At 58.4% G+C, this 15,548-nt stretch carries 22 protein-coding genes; 5 read left to right on the top strand and 17 right to left on the bottom strand.

Annotation, left to right across the window (positions count from 1 at the left end; translation table 11 throughout):
* Window positions 1-19: 19 nt before the first annotated feature.
* The gene (locus NKI72_RS20780; RefSeq protein WP_023722438.1) at window positions 20-208 is read left to right on the top strand and encodes a hypothetical protein; all 189 of its coding nucleotides are present in this window, start codon (window positions 20-22) and stop codon (window positions 206-208) included.
* Window positions 209-215: 7 nt separating this feature from the next.
* On the opposite strand, the gene NKI72_RS20775 is transcribed toward NKI72_RS20780, so the two are convergent.
* A complete protein-coding gene (locus NKI72_RS20775) occupies window positions 216-1,571 on the bottom strand; it encodes an SGNH/GDSL hydrolase family protein (RefSeq protein WP_352707953.1) in 1,356 nt (451 codons plus the stop codon).
* Window positions 1,532-1,885 carry a hypothetical protein gene (locus tag NKI72_RS20770; RefSeq protein WP_352707952.1) on the bottom strand — a complete coding sequence of 118 codons (354 nt, stop codon included), beginning with the start codon at window positions 1,883-1,885 and terminating at the stop codon, window positions 1,532-1,534. Before NKI72_RS20770 ends, NKI72_RS20775 begins: the two co-directional genes overlap by 40 nt.
* Before the next feature lie 243 nt (window positions 1,886-2,128).
* Here NKI72_RS20770 and NKI72_RS20765 point away from each other — a divergent pair, with 243 nt between their 5' ends.
* Window positions 2,129-2,419, top strand: coding sequence for a hypothetical protein (locus NKI72_RS20765; RefSeq protein ID WP_352850697.1), 291 nt, complete (start codon window positions 2,129-2,131; stop codon window positions 2,417-2,419).
* A 1,014-nt stretch (window positions 2,420-3,433) separates the two neighbouring features.
* On the opposite strand, the gene NKI72_RS20760 is transcribed toward NKI72_RS20765, so the two are convergent.
* From NKI72_RS20760 to NKI72_RS20715, 10 genes are all read right to left on the bottom strand, one after another.
* Window positions 3,434-3,628 carry an HK97 family phage prohead protease gene (locus tag NKI72_RS20760; RefSeq protein WP_352451828.1) on the bottom strand — a complete coding sequence of 65 codons (195 nt, stop codon included), beginning with the start codon at window positions 3,626-3,628 and terminating at the stop codon, window positions 3,434-3,436.
* Window positions 3,629-3,667: 39 nt separating this feature from the next.
* A complete protein-coding gene (locus NKI72_RS20755) occupies window positions 3,668-3,910 on the bottom strand; it encodes a hypothetical protein (RefSeq protein ID WP_023722868.1) in 243 nt (80 codons plus the stop codon).
* A gap of 34 nt (window positions 3,911-3,944) precedes the next feature.
* Complete coding sequence (locus tag NKI72_RS20750; RefSeq protein WP_352451786.1) at window positions 3,945-4,313, bottom strand: hypothetical protein; 369 nt, start codon at window positions 4,311-4,313, stop codon at window positions 3,945-3,947.
* A 24-nt stretch (window positions 4,314-4,337) separates the two neighbouring features.
* Window positions 4,338-4,871, bottom strand: a complete 534-nt coding sequence (locus NKI72_RS20745) for a hypothetical protein (protein ID WP_352850695.1) — start codon at window positions 4,869-4,871, stop codon at window positions 4,338-4,340.
* 252 nt (window positions 4,872-5,123) lie between these two features.
* Window positions 5,124-5,882, bottom strand: coding sequence for a hypothetical protein (locus tag NKI72_RS20740; protein WP_352451788.1), 759 nt, complete (start codon window positions 5,880-5,882; stop codon window positions 5,124-5,126).
* Window positions 5,883-5,952: 70 nt separating this feature from the next.
* Window positions 5,953-6,132: a hypothetical protein gene (locus NKI72_RS20735; protein ID WP_031195317.1), complete on the bottom strand. Its 180-nt coding sequence runs from the start codon at window positions 6,130-6,132 to the stop codon at window positions 5,953-5,955.
* 173 nt (window positions 6,133-6,305) lie between these two features.
* Entirely contained in the window at window positions 6,306-6,824 is a 519-nt protein-coding gene (locus NKI72_RS20730) for a hypothetical protein (protein ID WP_352451789.1), read from the bottom strand.
* A 256-nt stretch (window positions 6,825-7,080) separates the two neighbouring features.
* Window positions 7,081-7,269 carry a helix-turn-helix transcriptional regulator gene (locus NKI72_RS20725; protein WP_352451790.1) on the bottom strand — a complete coding sequence of 63 codons (189 nt, stop codon included), beginning with the start codon at window positions 7,267-7,269 and terminating at the stop codon, window positions 7,081-7,083.
* A 5-nt stretch (window positions 7,270-7,274) separates the two neighbouring features.
* Window positions 7,275-7,535, bottom strand: a complete 261-nt coding sequence (locus NKI72_RS20720; RefSeq protein WP_352451791.1) for a phage integrase central domain-containing protein — start codon at window positions 7,533-7,535, stop codon at window positions 7,275-7,277.
* Window positions 7,536-7,884: 349 nt separating this feature from the next.
* On the bottom strand, window positions 7,885-8,151 hold the full coding sequence (locus NKI72_RS20715) for a DNA -binding domain-containing protein (protein ID WP_031195313.1): 267 nt from the start codon (window positions 8,149-8,151) through the stop codon (window positions 7,885-7,887).
* A gap of 646 nt (window positions 8,152-8,797) precedes the next feature.
* Here NKI72_RS20715 and NKI72_RS20710 point away from each other — a divergent pair.
* On the top strand, window positions 8,798-9,268 hold the full coding sequence (locus tag NKI72_RS20710) for a Ros/MucR family transcriptional regulator (RefSeq protein WP_352690395.1): 471 nt from the start codon (window positions 8,798-8,800) through the stop codon (window positions 9,266-9,268).
* Between the two features lie 233 nt (window positions 9,269-9,501).
* Here the strand turns inward: NKI72_RS20710 and NKI72_RS20705 are convergent, their stop codons facing one another.
* On the bottom strand, window positions 9,502-9,714 hold the full coding sequence (locus NKI72_RS20705; RefSeq protein ID WP_023749661.1) for a cold-shock protein: 213 nt from the start codon (window positions 9,712-9,714) through the stop codon (window positions 9,502-9,504).
* A gap of 309 nt (window positions 9,715-10,023) precedes the next feature.
* On the opposite strand from NKI72_RS20705, the gene NKI72_RS20700 reads away from it, so the two are divergent.
* Window positions 10,024-10,476 carry a hypothetical protein gene (locus tag NKI72_RS20700; RefSeq protein ID WP_352451793.1) on the top strand — a complete coding sequence of 151 codons (453 nt, stop codon included), beginning with the start codon at window positions 10,024-10,026 and terminating at the stop codon, window positions 10,474-10,476.
* Between the two features lie 383 nt (window positions 10,477-10,859).
* Entirely contained in the window at window positions 10,860-11,279 is a 420-nt protein-coding gene (locus NKI72_RS20695) for a hypothetical protein (protein ID WP_352850691.1), read from the top strand.
* A 69-nt stretch (window positions 11,280-11,348) separates the two neighbouring features.
* Here NKI72_RS20695 and NKI72_RS20690 read toward each other — a convergent pair whose 3' ends face one another.
* The 4 genes from NKI72_RS20690 to NKI72_RS20675 form a co-directional block, all read right to left on the bottom strand.
* Window positions 11,349-11,891 (bottom strand): DUF309 domain-containing protein, encoded by a 543-nt coding sequence (locus tag NKI72_RS20690; protein WP_352451795.1) that lies wholly within the window; start codon window positions 11,889-11,891, stop codon window positions 11,349-11,351.
* Between the two features lie 438 nt (window positions 11,892-12,329).
* The gene (locus tag NKI72_RS20685) at window positions 12,330-12,716 is read right to left on the bottom strand and encodes a hypothetical protein (RefSeq protein ID WP_352451796.1); all 387 of its coding nucleotides are present in this window, start codon (window positions 12,714-12,716) and stop codon (window positions 12,330-12,332) included.
* A 1,747-nt stretch (window positions 12,717-14,463) separates the two neighbouring features.
* Window positions 14,464-14,742, bottom strand: coding sequence for a hypothetical protein (locus tag NKI72_RS20680; RefSeq protein ID WP_352451797.1), 279 nt, complete (start codon window positions 14,740-14,742; stop codon window positions 14,464-14,466).
* Window positions 14,743-15,063: 321 nt separating this feature from the next.
* Window positions 15,064-15,548, bottom strand: a 485-nt coding sequence (locus NKI72_RS20675; protein WP_352850688.1) for a S4 domain-containing protein, incomplete at its 5' end; no start/stop codon positions are given.

Genomic DNA, 15,548 nt, shown 5'->3' with positions numbered 1-15,548 from the left:
AAAAACTGGGGAGGGCCGAATGTTCGAAATCGGAAGAGATTACCGCATCACCATGATTGTAGCCGTTCCGGGCGACTGGAGCGACGAAACTGGCGTCTGGACGGTCGCGGAAGTTGATGGGACGCTAGTGAAACTCACCAATCCCTACACCCCGGACACGATCATTAACACGGCGTCATGGCATTTCGTCCGCGCCGAGATTGTCTAGGCGCAACTTAGAAGTTGTCGAACAGCCCCGCCGCCATCATGCCGCCGATCAGGTCCTGTCCAAGATTGTTGGGGTGAGTTCCGTCTCCAGGACCCATCCAATGAACGTAGTTGAACTGGTTGATGATGAAGCGGCGGTACAGATCGACCACTGGCACCCTGTTTAGGGCGCAGACCTCAAGCATGGCGTTGGCGTAGTCGATCAGCTGGCTTCCCGCTCCTCCCGCAGTGCCGTCCAGCGTCCGCCATATCGGCGTCGTGAAGATGAGCTTCAGGTTCGGCCGGGCGGTCATGATCGTCTGGATGCCGTAGTTGATGGCTCCCTTGAAGGTCGCCCCGGTTATGTCCGCATTGGTGCCGATGGGGCACGTCGGGCCGGCGCCGGTGAAGTCGTTGGTGCCGAACGAGGGGATCAGGTAATCCAGCAGGCTGTAATCCACCGATGCCATGCGCGCTGCAATCGCTGGAAAGGTGCCTCCGATGACCGTTGCTGCGGCTATCTGTTGGGAAAAATCACCGGAGGCAATGGCATCGGCCAGCCGGTAAAACGAGAACTTGTCATAGTTCGCAGCATGGTTGGCCATGCGGGTACCGCCGCCGCCGCAGTTGGTGATCGTCATGCCGGTGCGCTGGGCAATCTTGGCGGTCGGCGTGATGCCCGGCCAGATGACACTTTCGATGATGCTATCGCCGAAGTGCGCACCGATCTTGCCGGCGAACTGCGAGGCCGGCACGGAGGCAACGTCCTTGGCCAGTTTGTCAAACCGGCCATGGTTATCGATCAGCCGGCCCGGTGCCTTCTGGATGGCCCAGCCGGGAAGGTAGGCATCCGCGGCCAAGGCCCCTGTCGGAAGGATGCGGAGCTGGTGATTAAGGCCGTAGGTAACGTCGTTCTGGGTGACCACGATGGGCAGCGAAATATACGTCAGGCCATTGACCGTTTTGGTTATCTGAACGGTCTGGGTCACCCCGGACGACACCGGAATGTAGTGGATGAACTGGATGGACTGGGCACTCCCCGCCATGAAGGCGAAGATACACCAGACAGTTTCTCCCACCGTCAACCCTGCTTCGGCTACGGGCGTCTTGATGTCGTGCAGCGTGGCCGGCCGGCAGCTTGATGGCCTGGTGCCGAAGGGCGAGCCTGCCGGCGCGTTGACCAGAACAGGAGGAAACCCGCCAGCCGATGCTCCGATCAGGGGGTTGCCAGCATAGTCGTTGGTGACGCCGCTGGCCGCAATGCGGAAGAACGGGTCGATGTTAAGCTTCGGGTGCGCATCCTCCGCCACCATGGCCGCAGATTGGAGAGCCCCGCCGATGTAGGTCAGGCGTGACTTGGCCTTCTGGACAGCCCAGCCGAGCACGAACAGGCATTCGCACCGACGCCGGCAGCGATGTTGAGCCGAACCAGCAGGCTCGTGCCAAACGTGACATCGTTCTGGGTCGGCGTGACGGTCAGCCCAACGCTCATGTAGCCCAGCCCGCCCGCCACTGCCGGGTTGACCGTGTTGCTCTCGTTGTGCGCCACCCCGGATGACACCGTGATGCTGCCGATGATCTGAAGGCTTTGTGCGGCGATCAGATCAACGATGATTTCAACGGGTTCACCAACCCGCAGGCCGAGGTCGGCAGCGGACACTTTGAGGTCCAAAAGCGTCGCCCCGACCGACAGAGACAAGGCGCCACGCCTGTCGTTCAATTTTGGCGAGGTGATATTCGGAAACGGCTTCGTGTCGGCGAGGGTGCGGCATCCCGCAGAATAGGAATATATTCCGCATGCCGTCAAGCACATAGACTTCGTCCTGCCCTCAGCGCCTGCTCGCCGCGGGCATTTTGGGGGGAAGCATGAATCAAGTTACGTGCGTTTGTAGCCATCAGCGTTTTGTCGGGCTGCGCTACTCGCCCAGCCGACATCAAGCCCATGCTGGTTTCGTCCAGCGTATACGCGGGCAAGTCCTGCAGCCAGTTGGAAGCCGAACTTTACCGAACGAGTTCCGACCTCGCGCCGATAATGGCCGTACAAGACAGAACCGCCCGCCGTGACGTGGACGGCGTGTTTTGGCTTGGCTTGCCGGTTGGCAGCATGATGCGACAACACGACATCAAGGTACGTGAAGCCAAGACCGGCGAGCTGAAGGGCAACATGAACGCGATGAACGCAGCCCGACGAAAGGGCGGCTGTGTTGCAGTCTGTAAGCCGTTCCAACGTTAAAAATTGTCGGGTTGCTCCCCGCCCTCGCGACTGCGGAGTGGTCGTTTCATCGATTGACTCGCGTAATGCACCGGCAGTTAATCTCCCCGCCAGGGCAAAAGAGGGGCTATGAAACTGGGAGCAAACGATGACTGTCCAAAAAGAAGACTATCGAACCAACAGAGCCGACTACGCCATAGCTGCGATGCATAGCCGAGCGACCGCTGAGGGCGATCGTGACGATTTGTTGACGAGGAAAAAGTCCCTGTGGGTAACAGATCGGCGATCTGCAAAATTGGCTGCAAACCCGTCCGAAAGCTCGCCAGAACCCAAGGCAAAAGCGCGCGGTAAGTGAATCGGACGCCAGCCACTTTCTTACCGCCGCGTACTTCGTTCGCATGGTTCGACTATATTAGATTTATCTAAAATACCACCAGCCAGTCGAGCGTTCCCGAACGCTCGCTGGTCAGGCCCAGCGGCCCCCCTAACCCAAGCTGCTGGGCCGCCCGCTAAGGAAGTGCGTGTATCGCTGATACGGTTGTCAGTGACCCCCTCCGTACCGCGGCCGCAACCACGTCACCGATGCCAACGCCCTGCATCGGTACCGCTCAAACGAATGGCAATTTTCTGTCTTGATGCGTTTAGTATCCATTGTCCGGAGACCCGCGCATGGGTGTCGCGTCGGAGACAAGTGACTCCCCTTTAAAGGCATCGAGATGCTACGAGCGCTGAAAAGTCAGTTCCTTAGACCTAAAGATCGGGCGATTTGCCAGCGGGTTGTCGACCAAATAACCGCCGACGCTAAATGGTACAGCACTTCGATAGACGGTCAGATTCTGGCCTCGACCACGCTGAATCTCTTTCAATCAGGGGTCGTAAACGAAACGAATTTGCTGGCACATGTTCGTGCGCGGCGCCACGACTTCACTAAACTGACAGGCTAGCTCCACCCGGGCGGAAACAGCGCGTTTCAGCAAATCGTGAATTGACCTGCATCCATGGAAGCCGGTTGGCGGCACGGCAGTTGGCTGAAGATCAAGAGCTACATGGTGGAAGAATATGACTTGCTCGGCGGGTGGACCGGCCGCTGCGATATTTGCTGTCGCGGCGGCCAACACACCCAAGTGGCCGGCTGCTGTCATGCGACCACAGAGCCGCCACGTCAGGATTGTGGAGCAATGACTTGTCGAAAGATCCGCGCGCAAACTGTTCAACGAAGAGACCCGCGATAGTCGCGGGTTGGCTCTATTGGATGGCGTAGCCCGATACTCAGCCATTCGTCAGCCTCTGCAGGCGCTTCTCCGCTTTGTCTAGCGCAATGCGGCGCGCGATGACCTTTGCGCTGTCACCACGCTTGGTGTGCTGTTTATCGCCCGGCAGTCTCACCAGACGTTGACCAGGGCGCCCCTTATCCGTGGCGGTTTCGTATTCTCGCCGTTCCATACTCACACTCCCTTGCGCACAGCCGCGCAGAACGCGCTGGAAAAATGCGAAAGATTCCCGTGCGGCCATTGAAAATGACCTGATGCATCGTGAGCTTCCAAATCTATGCGCAACTGTTCCAACTCGCGAAGCGGCACCATCGCGGCCTCCAATGCGGCGGCGCGCGACAGCAGCACGGCTGCCGTATGTCGCGACGCTCCCGCAGACGTTTAGAAATGATGTCAATGGCAACCATAAGATCGCCGACCAACTTGCTCAGTTCGGCGGCACGCTGCCGTTTTCCCGTCGCCGAGTCGGGTTCATCACCAAGCAGGGCTGCAACGCTGGACGGAATGGACGGACCGCGCGCTTCGGCCAGTTCTTCACGCAGGCTCGCAAGCTCGCGATCGGCCAAACATTTTTGGGAGTTTAGGTCCTGAAGTTGCCGTTCGAGTTTTGCGAATTCCGGGTCGACATCGGTCAATTCGGGCATTACGAAAGGTCAGCTTTTGACATTTTACTGGTCTCCAAAAAGTTCATTGATGACCTCGACAAGCGCGGCGGCATTGATTTCGACAGATTTGCGATGGCGAGAGGCCTGCCAGTGACTTGGCGCGCCCGCGCTGAAGCGTCGGGTGTCGATCCGGTCGATCGGCACGACTTCCGGCCAACTAGTGACTACGGTGATGATGGTCTTTGCTGCCCGTGCTTTCGCCTCTGGCGAGCCAGTTGCAGCGATCTCGGCCAGGACGTCTAGCTCTTCACCAGTTGTGGCAACACTGATAGCAAATGGCGCGCCATCAGGAACGCCTTCACGGCGCAGGGCGCGGTAATCGCGCACCGCGTCAACAACAGCACGCAAAGGCACGTCCAGCGCCGCGCCAAGCATGAGTGACGCCACGTCTTGCGGGCTGAGATCTGGAGATGTCCCAGGCGCACCGGGCGGCAGAACAGCGGCGTCCGTGAGTATGCGGGCTACCGCGCCCACGCGCCCTTCATCGAAGCCGATACGCCGCACAATGGCGGCTACGGCTGGTTTTGTCGTAGGCATATTTGATCCTTGAGTTTGGAAATTCGTGATTGCGATGGTTTAAAAAAAACACCGTCGCAGCCCTGAAGGCTGGACGGTGAGCGCACGCAGCCTGGCCGGAACGCGCGCAATAATTCCCGCCTCTGGTGCCAGATTGACGGGTTGCGCCTGACGATGACGAGGCGTAGGGCCCAAAGCGGGTGGGACGCCGAAGCGCCCCATTCGTTGCTGTTGCCCCTTTAGGTTTTTGGGGCCACGATTTGGCACACGTCCCTAAGCGGCCCTGATTCTCGGGTTGTCATTCGCCACCGCCAACTTCGCCCACTTGCCAGCCGCCAATAGCTCAGCGCCTCCGCGACGGTCTGCATATCCGCCTTTAGCGCCGAAAGCCTTGCCGACCTCAGCAACGTTGCCGCCTGCTAAGATGACCTCGATGACAGTATCGATATTGGCCGGTGGGGTGATCGGATCGGCAGTTCCAGCCAGCCGTACGTCTCCACGACTCCTGCCCAACTTAAGCTGGCCTAGTCCGCCTATTGCACCCAGAAAGAATGCGCCAGGTGCGATCTCTGGAGGATGGAAGCTGAAGCAAGTTGCCGACGTGAATACTGCGTCGGGATGTATCCACTCCTGCGATTTTATAGAGACACCTGGCGACACCGCATCCCAGTTGCCTGCTCGTGCCGGTTCCGGTTCGGCATCGCCGAGCCGCGGTTGGGCAGACGGCAGCGCTATGCAGGGATCCAACGAACGTGGATCTGGATTCTTCCCTCTTGGCCTGCCGTCCCTTCGGCTCCGGTCGACATGCAGTCCCGCGTCAGTGGGCAGGTTGTCGTTGGCGGCCTGCGGAAGGCGCTCTCGAACGATGAGCCACAATGCGGCGGCCCCCTTCCCGTCGTGCTTTTTCAGCCAATTCCAAGCTGGCCGACCGCCACGAAAACGAAGCCGTACAGCGGTGCGCTTCTCCGCCGGGTTGGCCTTCACGAAGGCGTCTGTTGCTTCTAGTATTTCCTTGCGGGTGGTCTTTGTCATGGGTGGTCATCCCAATTCGAGAAACCGGCCAGGCCGGGTAGTCCGTTTCCGCAATGCGCGGGACGGGTAGTCAGTCGTCATCCTTTAAATCTTCGGCTTCGTCCTTGAGCTTCTGCCAGTCAGCGCCGTGCTTCCGCAATAATGTGCGCGCCTGTTTGGCCGATAGGTCCGTGACTTCGGTAAGGTGCTCTACCTCAAGTTCTGCGCCCTTCTTAACGCGGCTATCGTCGCTCTTTTTCTTCACGGCCATATCTCCGCGCTCCTCGCCCATCGATCAGAGGCAACGAGCGCTAGTGAGCATTGTTCCGGACCTGTGGAACTATCTGCCCGCCGCATTGGTTTCTCCATTGAAAGGAGGACGATCATGCTAAAATTTTTACTTGGTCTTGGCGCGCTCATGCGGTGTTCCAAATCGGCCGAGACTTACAACGACAATCCTCCTAAGTCCCGCTTCAAGATGACCTGGTTTGACGACATTGCTGATAGCCGCCCTGAGAACTTTCTCATCAAGGGCGTCTCTCTCTCGATGTAAATAATCCCGGCCGTGTCGGCGTCACATTCTGGAATGTTGTCGACCACAACGCACCAGCGGAGGGCCTCACTGATATCTGCAGGTTCGTTGTCGGGTCGCGGGTGTAACAGTTCGCGCTTGAACGTGTAGTGGTCCCAGGCCACGTCTTCCGGCGCAACCATGATCGATCCGCCTGTCCTGGCCATATTGCCGTAGTGAAAACTGGCCAGCCTCTCTGCGTCGCCATTGTTGATAAGGTCGAGGAACGTTTTTGCTTCAGTGTGGGTGCGGTCATTCGGCGTCGGCTCCATGAGCGCGGCAACAGCGGCGCTGGCAATTTCGGCAACAAGAGAACGAGAAAACGTGACGACGCGCCCACCATGAGCGTTCGGCGCGAAAACGGCGAAGCCGCCATCGGGTCGCTTGGACACCTTTAGATTATGCGCATTGCTGTCATTTCAATCAATTCGCCAAGGAAAGCGGATGCTGACTAAGCCCTGCGCTTCTCGATCTTTGTCTGTTCGGTCGATGGGCCACTCCTCTTGCAGTAGGTGCAAGCCGGTTGCGAACTTTTCCCTATTGAAGTCCGGAACATCCTCTATCAAGCGGATCAGAAGATGCTGCAGGAACGCCTTCTCGGTAGCCTTCCAAAGCATAAACATTTCGCAACAGTTTCGGCATTGTGGCTCATGCTGCCGCGCTCGCGGCGATACGCTTATCAATCCACTCTTCGACCTCGGCACGCATATATGCACTACGTCGTTCGGATAGCGAAACGGGCTTCGGGAACCCCCCGGCTTCCGCCATCAAAATCAATAGTGTACGAGAAAGAGACGTGGCTGCCCCGCGCGTGAGCTTCTGTCGAGCCGGAAGCATATCCTTCAGGCCTCTCCGCCAGTCGGCAGGGTTGAAAGCCGCCTCGCCTTCGCGTAACCCATTACTGCTGCAATGCACATGCGGAGGCGGTCAGCAGTCTCTGGTATCTTCTCCCAGATCGGCTTCAGCGTCTCGACCACGTCGTCGCGCGCGATCTCGGCGATCGGCCTCTTGTGCAGCGGCTTGGCATATTCACGCAACGTCATCGACCACTGCGCGTTGTGCTTCCCATTGCGGAAAGACTTCTCCTTCACCGCTATCTTCATCGGAAAGCTAGCCGGGAAAGTGTCTCGCTTGACGATTCGAAAGACCCGCTGTTTATAGCTTTTTCATCGGCTTCTTTCGTTATCGTTGGCGTCGGAATTGTCCTGCCTGCATGGTTGGCTTTTCATGTTGGCGGTTCGGGTTTGGTTGGCCTCGTGTTGCTGTCGTCCAGCGTGGCGGGTCTGGTGCTCGCACCGGTCGCCGGCCATCTGGTCGATCGTCATGATGGAGCAAAGAACTGAGGTCTTTCAATTTGAACCTAATTCCCGCAGCCCCGACCGTGAGACCGCTCTTTTCGCGGACGCCGTAACCACATCTGAACAGGCGGAGCGTGTCGCCGCCTGTTCGCCCTCATCCGGCGAACAATTCCTTGTAACCGGTCGTCACCATCCAGTTCGCCCGATCGAGATGGCTTCGCACAGTTTTCCGGGCCCGCTCCGGCTCTTGCACCGGATCGATGCCGAGGATGACCTGCGCCATCTCCTCATAGCTTGCCTCGTCGGCACCTGCATCCAGGAGCCTCAGGTAGGTCGTGAAGTGCTGACGGTCGTAGCTGGTCAGGCTGTCAGACCAGGGCACTTCTTCTTTAAGACCTGGTTTAACGTCTGGATATTTCATCATGACATCGGGCTCCGGAAGTAAGTGATCGAAGAGCGATTGTTCTTTTCGACAGCCTAACCAAGGATGGGAAACATCGTAGCTAAGACACCATCGCGATCATGACCCGCAAGCGCCCGCTCGAGGCGATATGCGCATCTTCTGAGCGGTTCGACCCAGGTGAGGGATGAATTGCAAAAAGCTCAAGACCGTGCGGCGCGCACATCGGGTTTCGCATTGTTGGCCATCAAGGTCGTTTGTGACCACAGGATTAACAGGCAAAGCTTGTGCTTGAATTACCGTGATGCTCAGCATCGGTTCAACCACCCTATTCGAGTTCGTAGCGCCTGCCGAGGGCGCGCTGGCCGGGGCGCAGGTCACATCGAAAGTCAAGAACCGAAGCCTAGCTACCGCATCCGTAAGGGCTTCGTGAGCTGCGGAAGGACGACCTTGGGGCTTCATGGAGGGCGCAAAACATCTTTGGCGCTTCGTTTTGCCCGGCCGACAGCGCGCAGATCAACACGCGCACGACGGCGGATGCAGCGCTATGGTCCTCGGCGCCGACGAGCATCGCGATAGTCCTGCCGGGCTGTATTTGCTTTCAGCGGCGACCGCCACTATGAAGCGACGCTTCGCCGACTGTGTTTCAGGCTGCCCGGAGAATTTCATGACAGAAGAAGCCGCAAAAAACATTGACACCCTCATCGAGCTCACGGCCGATGTCGTCTCAGCCTATGTCTCCAACAATCCGGTCCCGGTGGGGGATCTCCCTGCCCTGATCGGCCAAGTGCACGCGGCGCTGAAAGGCACGGCTGCAGGCGTCACCGCACAAAAGCCGGTTGCGCTTACGCCTGCTGTCCCAATCAGGAAGTCGGTGACACCGGACTACATCATCTCCCTTGAAGACGGCAAGAAGTTCAAATCGCTAAAGCGCCATCTGTCGACCCACCATGGCCTGACGCCAGATGAATATCGCGCCAAATGGGGCCTGTCGGCAGATTATCCCATGGTCGCGCCGAATTACTCTGCCGCACGCTCGACTTTGGCCAAGACGATGGGGCTCGGCCGCAAACCGAAAGAGCCGGAAACGCCGGAGCCGGCACCGGCGAAGCGGACCCGCAAGAAGGTCGCAGCTTAGAATTTCGGCAATCGAGGTTCGTGCTGGAGCGCGCAGCTACCGTCGGCATCTGCGCAGAATACGAGAAGGCGGGGACAGCCCGCCTTCAACTGCAAACATCCTTGTTTCACAAGAAGCGCCTCCGCCAGCAATGTGCTGCGCCGAACCCTATTCTCGCCCGCTCTTGTCTAGCGGCCGTCAGTACATCCGGACTTGCCGCGTCCTTCCGGCTCTTGCCGGGGGCAGGAGAAAAATCAGCCAGCTTTGCTGAGGCTGCCAGCGGAAGACTTGCCAGTGCGGCGGTCCTGCTCGATCTCATAGTTGATCTTCTGGCCGTCAGCGAGGGTCGAGAGGCCCGCGCGTTCGACAGCGGAAATGTGGACGAAAACATCCTGACCGCCATTGTCGGGCTGGATAAATCCAAATCCCTTGGTGCTGTTGAACCACTTCACGGTTCCAGTCGCCATACGCGTATTCCTTGTAAAGTTTGCAAACGTTCTGGTTCGGCGATCATGCCGGGCCGGTTCATAGTATAACGCAGCAAATGCGAAAGACCGCAAGGCCCGGAGCGACACGCCGTGGTAGGCGCATCGTGGAGCCAGTGGACTGGCCGCGACCAAGCGGCAGTCGCAAAGGCAGACGAAACTTAACGCACCACGTGGTGAACCTTGCAATGAGGAGTCGGGGGCCGGCACCTCGTACGATCGCCATCGTCAAGAGGAGTCGAAGCATTAATCACTCCGGCCAGTGCGGATGCGATCGATCATGCGAGCGTTTTGCTGGATCAGTTCAAAGGTGAGTCAGGAACAACCGCCCAAGCGATCGACGACTTCCTGCTTGATCTGATGACCCTGGTGGTTGTTGTAGAAAACACCCGCAAGAGGCTCTACAATCTGGCAGGCGCGCGTGAGATTGACCAGGATCAGGCTTGTTCGAGGCTGATTAGAGCGCCCACTCTCGCGAAGAAGGGGGCCGATCTGATCATCGACAAAATCGAGCGCAGCAAAGCTGACCTATGGGTGATCGCTGCGCGATTCCTCATGCGCCACCCAGCGTCTGGATCAACGACAACGAGGGCTGCGGAACAAGCCTCGTCAGCGCCACCTGTTGCGACTTCTCAACCCACTCTAAGGGTTGATCGGTGGAGGGAAGCCGATGCGATGTGCACCAAGTGCAGCTTTGGGATTGCCGAGCGCTTGCGAGTGCAATCTGTGCCCGGCCACCCATGACATCCGGCATGCGGACCATCAGCAGCATAATCAGTCGCAGGTGACCGATTCAAAAAATGCGTTGGACGGGTCGATTTACTCGGGAACATGCGAGCATGGAAAAGGTGGCGGCCATCCTCATTGCATTTTGAATATTCTGCGGCTTCGCGATGGGCCTACTAAAGGCGACTGCGTAGGCGATATGGTCATTATGGCGGTCATGCTGACGGCAAGACATCAGATCGGGAGCCTGGGCCTAGGCTCCGGCGGTGAGCCGCTTTAGTCGTGGCTTGGCCGATAGCAACGTCTTCGAAAATGGTTGGAAAATGCATGGGGGCGGTTGGACGAAAGCGTGCGATCGGCCTAGACGACATTCGCACTCCCCCAAATCCGCCGAGAGCACTATGAAGCAGCAGCGACCTTTTGTCGTCGAGATCAAACAGAAGCGTGGGCTCATGAAGCGGCCACAGTCAATCTGGGGCGGCATCGACCTGGCCGCCATCGCGAACGATATCGCGGAAGCGAAGACTGAAGGTGAGATCGCTGAAGTGCCGATTCTTCCTTGTAAAGATATCCGTTCTCGGCCCATGGCCGCCGTTGGTCAAGGGGTCCCCGATGCCAAGGACGTGACCATTCCCGACGGATCGCTTCCTAAGCAGCCGACGGTTGAGAAAGCGCCGGTTCCGAAGGCATCGAACCCACCGACTGAAGACAGACGGACCCGCCAGAAAAAGCGGTGGGAGAAAAATGTTGCTTTGCCGAGAGGTGAACGATGGAAGCGGCGCCTGCCATGGGTGCTCCGCCAGCGCCGGGCTGTGCCGTAGGTCAACCGCACCAGGATTGAAGCTGCCCGTGTCGAACTGTCCATGACGGGCCGGCAGTGCACTTGCCTATCAGACGCCCTCGGATTTAGGGGCGAGAATGAAATAGAAAACGGGCTCAGGCTGGCCAGGCATCGGCTCTCGCAAAACAGCCGGGAAAGTTGTGGCCGTTTCGGCGTGTACCGCGAGCGCGGCAGGTGTCATTCCGAGTGCGGCCTCAAAGGGCCGGCTCGGCAGAGGCGCCAGCCGACGAAAAAGCGCTGCAGCTCTCGCCGCATGGCGCGCGGCAGCGACCCGCTTTCCCTCGCGGATTTTCACCCCGGCCGCCGCCAACAGGATCAGTCCCTTGAAGAAAAGGCGATGCTGAGTGCTTTGTTTCGCAGCGTGCCAAAGAGGCTCCCAAGCCTCATGGGCTTCCCAGTAATAGCCGTGATTGAAAAGGTCGATACCCCATCGGAACGCGTTTGAGCTGAGTGATTCCTCGACGGCAACAACGGTCCCCGGGTCGCTTTGGTAACTGTGACCCAGCGGGTCGCGAACCGGATGCGGATGTTTGCCAGGCAGGTATGCGTAGCCCGGGAAATTCTTTTCGGGTAGCAAGCGACGACGTGACATAGACCCCAGCAATCATGAAAGCACGTCGATGACAATTCATGTCCTATGGAATCTGATGGGACACCGCCTGCATTGGCTGCTGGGTCCTTCCATCCCTGAGATTTCAGCCTCCGCCGTACACGCACGACGCCGGACGTCTTCGGTGGCAGACGCCGATAGCGCTTGACCGTCTTGAAGCCCGACTACTCGCGCACCGAAGACTGACGCTGCTTCTGCGAGCAGCAAGCCCGGTCGCAAGGCCGAAGGCGACCCCAAGGTAGTTCGGATCGATCTCCGCCCGGAGCCAGTCGCGCCGGCGTTCAACGTGAGCAGTTTGATGACGGGAACGAAGCTGGGTCTCACTGCGGAGCGGCTGCTGCTGGCGGGGATTCGCGCGCTGGTGCCTCATCGCCGCCGCGCCATCTGCTTAGCCCAAGGTAGGAAGCGGCGCTCAGCCGGCTAGAACCGGGCGAAGTGACCAGAGCTCCGAAGTTTGGCTAGCAGGATGATGGCCGTTCCGCGGTGGTCAACCCTCGCTTGCTCACGCAGCGGAGACGCATCCCAGGCAGCCAATTCTGCCACCAAAAGGGCGGTGTCCCCGTTTACCGATGCGCATCTAAGTTGTCCGTACTTGTCCATCACGATTATTGCTGTGCCGGTGACGCCATATCCAATCGCGGCCATCCGCTGAACGCAAATATCGCCGTCGACACGAACATCGAAAAGAACCGATCCTGCGGTTTTCTCCGCAGCGTCAGCCACACGATCACAGAACGGCCGATGCAGGCCTTCGATATTGCCGAGTGACTGCTCAAACAACGCCAATTCAACATGCTGCGCCACCATGCCTGCAAAATGCGCGCCGGCTGGCACAATCGACAATAGGCCAGGGCTGACTATCCACGCACCAATCGCCCTCCCGATGCCTACATCGCAACTGCGCTCTTGGCGGGCGCTACTTCGCTTGTCCGCGGCATGCCCAAGCCGTTGGAGCGCTCCTCGAACAGATTGCCCATAACATCACAGCCCAAGATGGCCAATAGGACGAACAACCTTGTAATATCGCTTCATTCGTCCTCCCGAGCGCCGCGCTTCTTTTCCACAAGCGTTTCGGCTTGCCGGAAATTAGGAATCCGCATGGCTTTTCGGTTGGGTGTTGGCAGGAAGACTTATGCGCGGGCGAGGATGGATCAAGGCGTTGCGTCAGGACGACGCTCGGCAAGTGCGTGCGCATTGCGGAACTGGAGCGCGATCTCATGGCGACCAAATGAGGAGTCTCGGAATTATTCTTGGACGATTTCGCGAGTCACATTCTTCCTGCCAGTCGAACCGGCAGATTGCGAATTCAGTGGCGAGTATATGTCCGCGATTTAGCGGAACGACTGTCCCGTTTTTGCGAAATGCGCACTCACTCAGCGGAGACGCATTCCACGCAGCCAATTCCGCCACCAAAAGGGCGGTGTCCCCGTTTACCGACGCGCATCTAAGTTCTCCGTTGTTCCCCAACACGATTATTGCTGTGCCTGTTACCTCAATCGACCGTTCTGCGATCGTGTGGCTGACGCTGCGGAAAAAACCGCAGGGTCGGTTCTGTTCGATGTTCGCGTCGACGGCGATAGCTGCGTTCAGCGGATGGCTGCGATTGGAAATGGCGTTTAAATCCTAACGGGATTCAATAATCCCTGTGGGACGGCACGTCCTGTGTCCTGCAGCGCGTTGTTGAGCGCATGGCCCATATAGCGGATTGATGGTGGTGAAGGCCTCGGGCTCTCCTCGGCTCCGGCACCGGCACGGAACGTGTCGGCCGGCACCGCAAAGGGCGTTCGGCCGGCCGGAGAGAGGTCGAGGCAGCAAGCATTCCCAGTGGGGAAGTCAGGCTGTTTGGCTGTCGCATCCACGAAAGGTCGCGCCACAGAAACTTGATTGCCAGTCAAATTTTGTTTTCTCGACGCTTCACGAATTAGCATTGGATGCTTCGCTGTTGGGCGTGAAGGAAGATAGGCTGGGGATGGCGCGGCCCGAGCGAACCCACAAAGCCTTCACACGATGCAGATAAGGCACGGGACCTCGTCGAAAGTGTCGACAGGCTGGCTGGCGTTGCTCATGACTGAGCGGAAATAGAGCACGGCAAGACGGTGGAGACCATCGCGCTCGACAGCAAGAACAATTCTCCAGAGGCGATCATCATTATCGATCCGGCGGTCGGGAGGCCTGGTCGGCTTAGCGGGGCTACGACGATGCGACATCCAACAGATATGCGGCATGACTCGGTCAAGGTCGGTGCTGGAATTGCCGCCCGAAAATGGAGTCTTGGCCCAGGAATCGAGCCGCCATCGCGGACGTTGCACCGAAGCAGAGCCGGCACTGTCTCAAGTCCGGATGGCGAAGTGCGCAGCCGATGAAAGCTGCGGCAGTTGGGGACGCGTACAAGCCGTATATGATGACGACATTCGGGGCGCCACGGAGGCGTTCCGCGTTCCTATCGCTCGAACCATGGCCATCGACGAATACGACAGGCCATCAGGTCCGCCGCGCCTTAGCGATAGATGAGTCGCAGCTTCGCCGTGCATAGCGTGATCGCGGAAGTTTGCATTTACGCGCTCCCGTCCGTTTCATTCTCCTCATCGATTTCGCGCACGGGCAGATAGGCGTTCGTTTCCAACCATTCCCGCAGCACGATCTGAATGAGGTCCGCCCGGCCGATTTCCATTTCGGCAGCAATGGCGTTGAGAGCGTCCTCGGTGGCCGGTTCCAGCGGCACGCCGGCGACGTTTCTGAGCATCAATGCCGCGCGCCGCAAGATGATCTGCAGATCCGCGCGCGAAACGTGTGTCGCTTGGCAGTTAATTAGTAAGCGCGAATTTCCCCGCACCTTTTACTGTTGAGTGCTCTGATGCATGAGGCGTCACCAAAATAGGTGGACACCTTGTGTGCGGTCGCCGTCAATGCCGATCACATCAAAGGAAACGGCCCGCCCATTGCCGCATGGAAGCGTGACAATGCTGCTCGACCTCCTACATGTTAATGCATCACGCAATATAGTAGCCAATCACCCACCCGGCCAGTTTGCTGCCTTTGCCCGGCTCTAACTACCCCTGAGGAATGTCTATCGACATTCCTCAGGGAACTCGACGCGAATGTCTGCAATATCCGCTAAGCGGGCAGAATTTCTGCGACAGCATTTGCTGAAACCCTACTTCACAACAGTGTGGCGCTTCCGGCCGAGCGAAAGCCGGATCGGGAGGTCTTGGGACGATATCATTGTATCCACCTCGACGACGTTGCCGTTGATCCGCACACCTCGTCCCGAGATCGCCCTTCGCGCTTCCCCTTTGGAGGAGGTCAATCCGGCGCGTACCAGCAAATCCACAAGGGCTACTCCGGCCAAGCCCTCGGCGTCATTTAAATGAAGCGTCGGTAGCCCCTCTGCGGCTTCGCCCTGCCCAAATGCTTGGCTAGCCGTGGCCTCCGCCTGTTTGGCGGCGTTAGTTCCATGTGCCAGGGCCGTAGCTTCGTTGGCGAGACGTTCTTTGACGGCGTTTAGCTCGGTTCCTTCAGCCTGTCCAAATCGCTCGATCTCGTTCATCGGCAGATCGGTGAAAAGCTTCAGGAACCGAACGACATCAGCGTCTTCCGTGTTACGCCAGAATTGCCAGTAATCGTATGGCGAAAGGCGAT

Origin of the sequence: Mesorhizobium sp. M0437, assembly GCF_040321335.1 — a bacterium.
Taxonomy (GTDB): domain Bacteria; phylum Pseudomonadota; class Alphaproteobacteria; order Rhizobiales; family Rhizobiaceae; genus Mesorhizobium.
This window is presented reverse-complemented; position numbering and strand designations above follow the sequence as displayed.

What these genes read in the sequence shown, in the direction of transcription:
- NKI72_RS20780 (WP_023722438.1), top strand. Translation starts at nt 20, where the DNA reads ATGTTCGAAATCGGAAGAGATTACCGCATCACCATGATTGTAGCCGTT.
- NKI72_RS20765 (WP_352850697.1), top strand. Translation starts at nt 2,129, where the DNA reads ATGCTGGTTTCGTCCAGCGTATACGCGGGCAAGTCCTGCAGCCAGTTG.
- NKI72_RS20755 (WP_023722868.1), bottom strand. Translation starts at nt 3,910, where the DNA reads ATGGCCGCACGGGAATCTTTCGCATTTTTCCAGCGCGTTCTGCGCGGC.
- NKI72_RS20750 (WP_352451786.1), bottom strand. Translation starts at nt 4,313, where the DNA reads ATGCCCGAATTGACCGATGTCGACCCGGAATTCGCAAAACTCGAACGG.
- NKI72_RS20745 (WP_352850695.1), bottom strand. Translation starts at nt 4,871, where the DNA reads ATGCCTACGACAAAACCAGCCGTAGCCGCCATTGTGCGGCGTATCGGC.
- NKI72_RS20740 (WP_352451788.1), bottom strand. Translation starts at nt 5,882, where the DNA reads ATGACAAAGACCACCCGCAAGGAAATACTAGAAGCAACAGACGCCTTC.
- NKI72_RS20735 (WP_031195317.1), bottom strand. Translation starts at nt 6,132, where the DNA reads ATGGCCGTGAAGAAAAAGAGCGACGATAGCCGCGTTAAGAAGGGCGCA.
- NKI72_RS20725 (WP_352451790.1), bottom strand. Translation starts at nt 7,269, where the DNA reads ATGCTTCCGGCTCGACAGAAGCTCACGCGCGGGGCAGCCACGTCTCTT.
- NKI72_RS20720 (WP_352451791.1), bottom strand. Translation starts at nt 7,535, where the DNA reads ATGAAGATAGCGGTGAAGGAGAAGTCTTTCCGCAATGGGAAGCACAAC.
- NKI72_RS20715 (WP_031195313.1), bottom strand. Translation starts at nt 8,151, where the DNA reads ATGAAATATCCAGACGTTAAACCAGGTCTTAAAGAAGAAGTGCCCTGG.
- NKI72_RS20710 (WP_352690395.1), top strand. Translation starts at nt 8,798, where the DNA reads ATGACAGAAGAAGCCGCAAAAAACATTGACACCCTCATCGAGCTCACG.
- NKI72_RS20705 (WP_023749661.1), bottom strand. Translation starts at nt 9,714, where the DNA reads ATGGCGACTGGAACCGTGAAGTGGTTCAACAGCACCAAGGGATTTGGA.
- NKI72_RS20695 (WP_352850691.1), top strand. Translation starts at nt 10,860, where the DNA reads ATGAAGCAGCAGCGACCTTTTGTCGTCGAGATCAAACAGAAGCGTGGG.
- NKI72_RS20690 (WP_352451795.1), bottom strand. Translation starts at nt 11,891, where the DNA reads ATGTCACGTCGTCGCTTGCTACCCGAAAAGAATTTCCCGGGCTACGCA.
- NKI72_RS20685 (WP_352451796.1), bottom strand. Translation starts at nt 12,716, where the DNA reads ATGGTGGCGCAGCATGTTGAATTGGCGTTGTTTGAGCAGTCACTCGGC.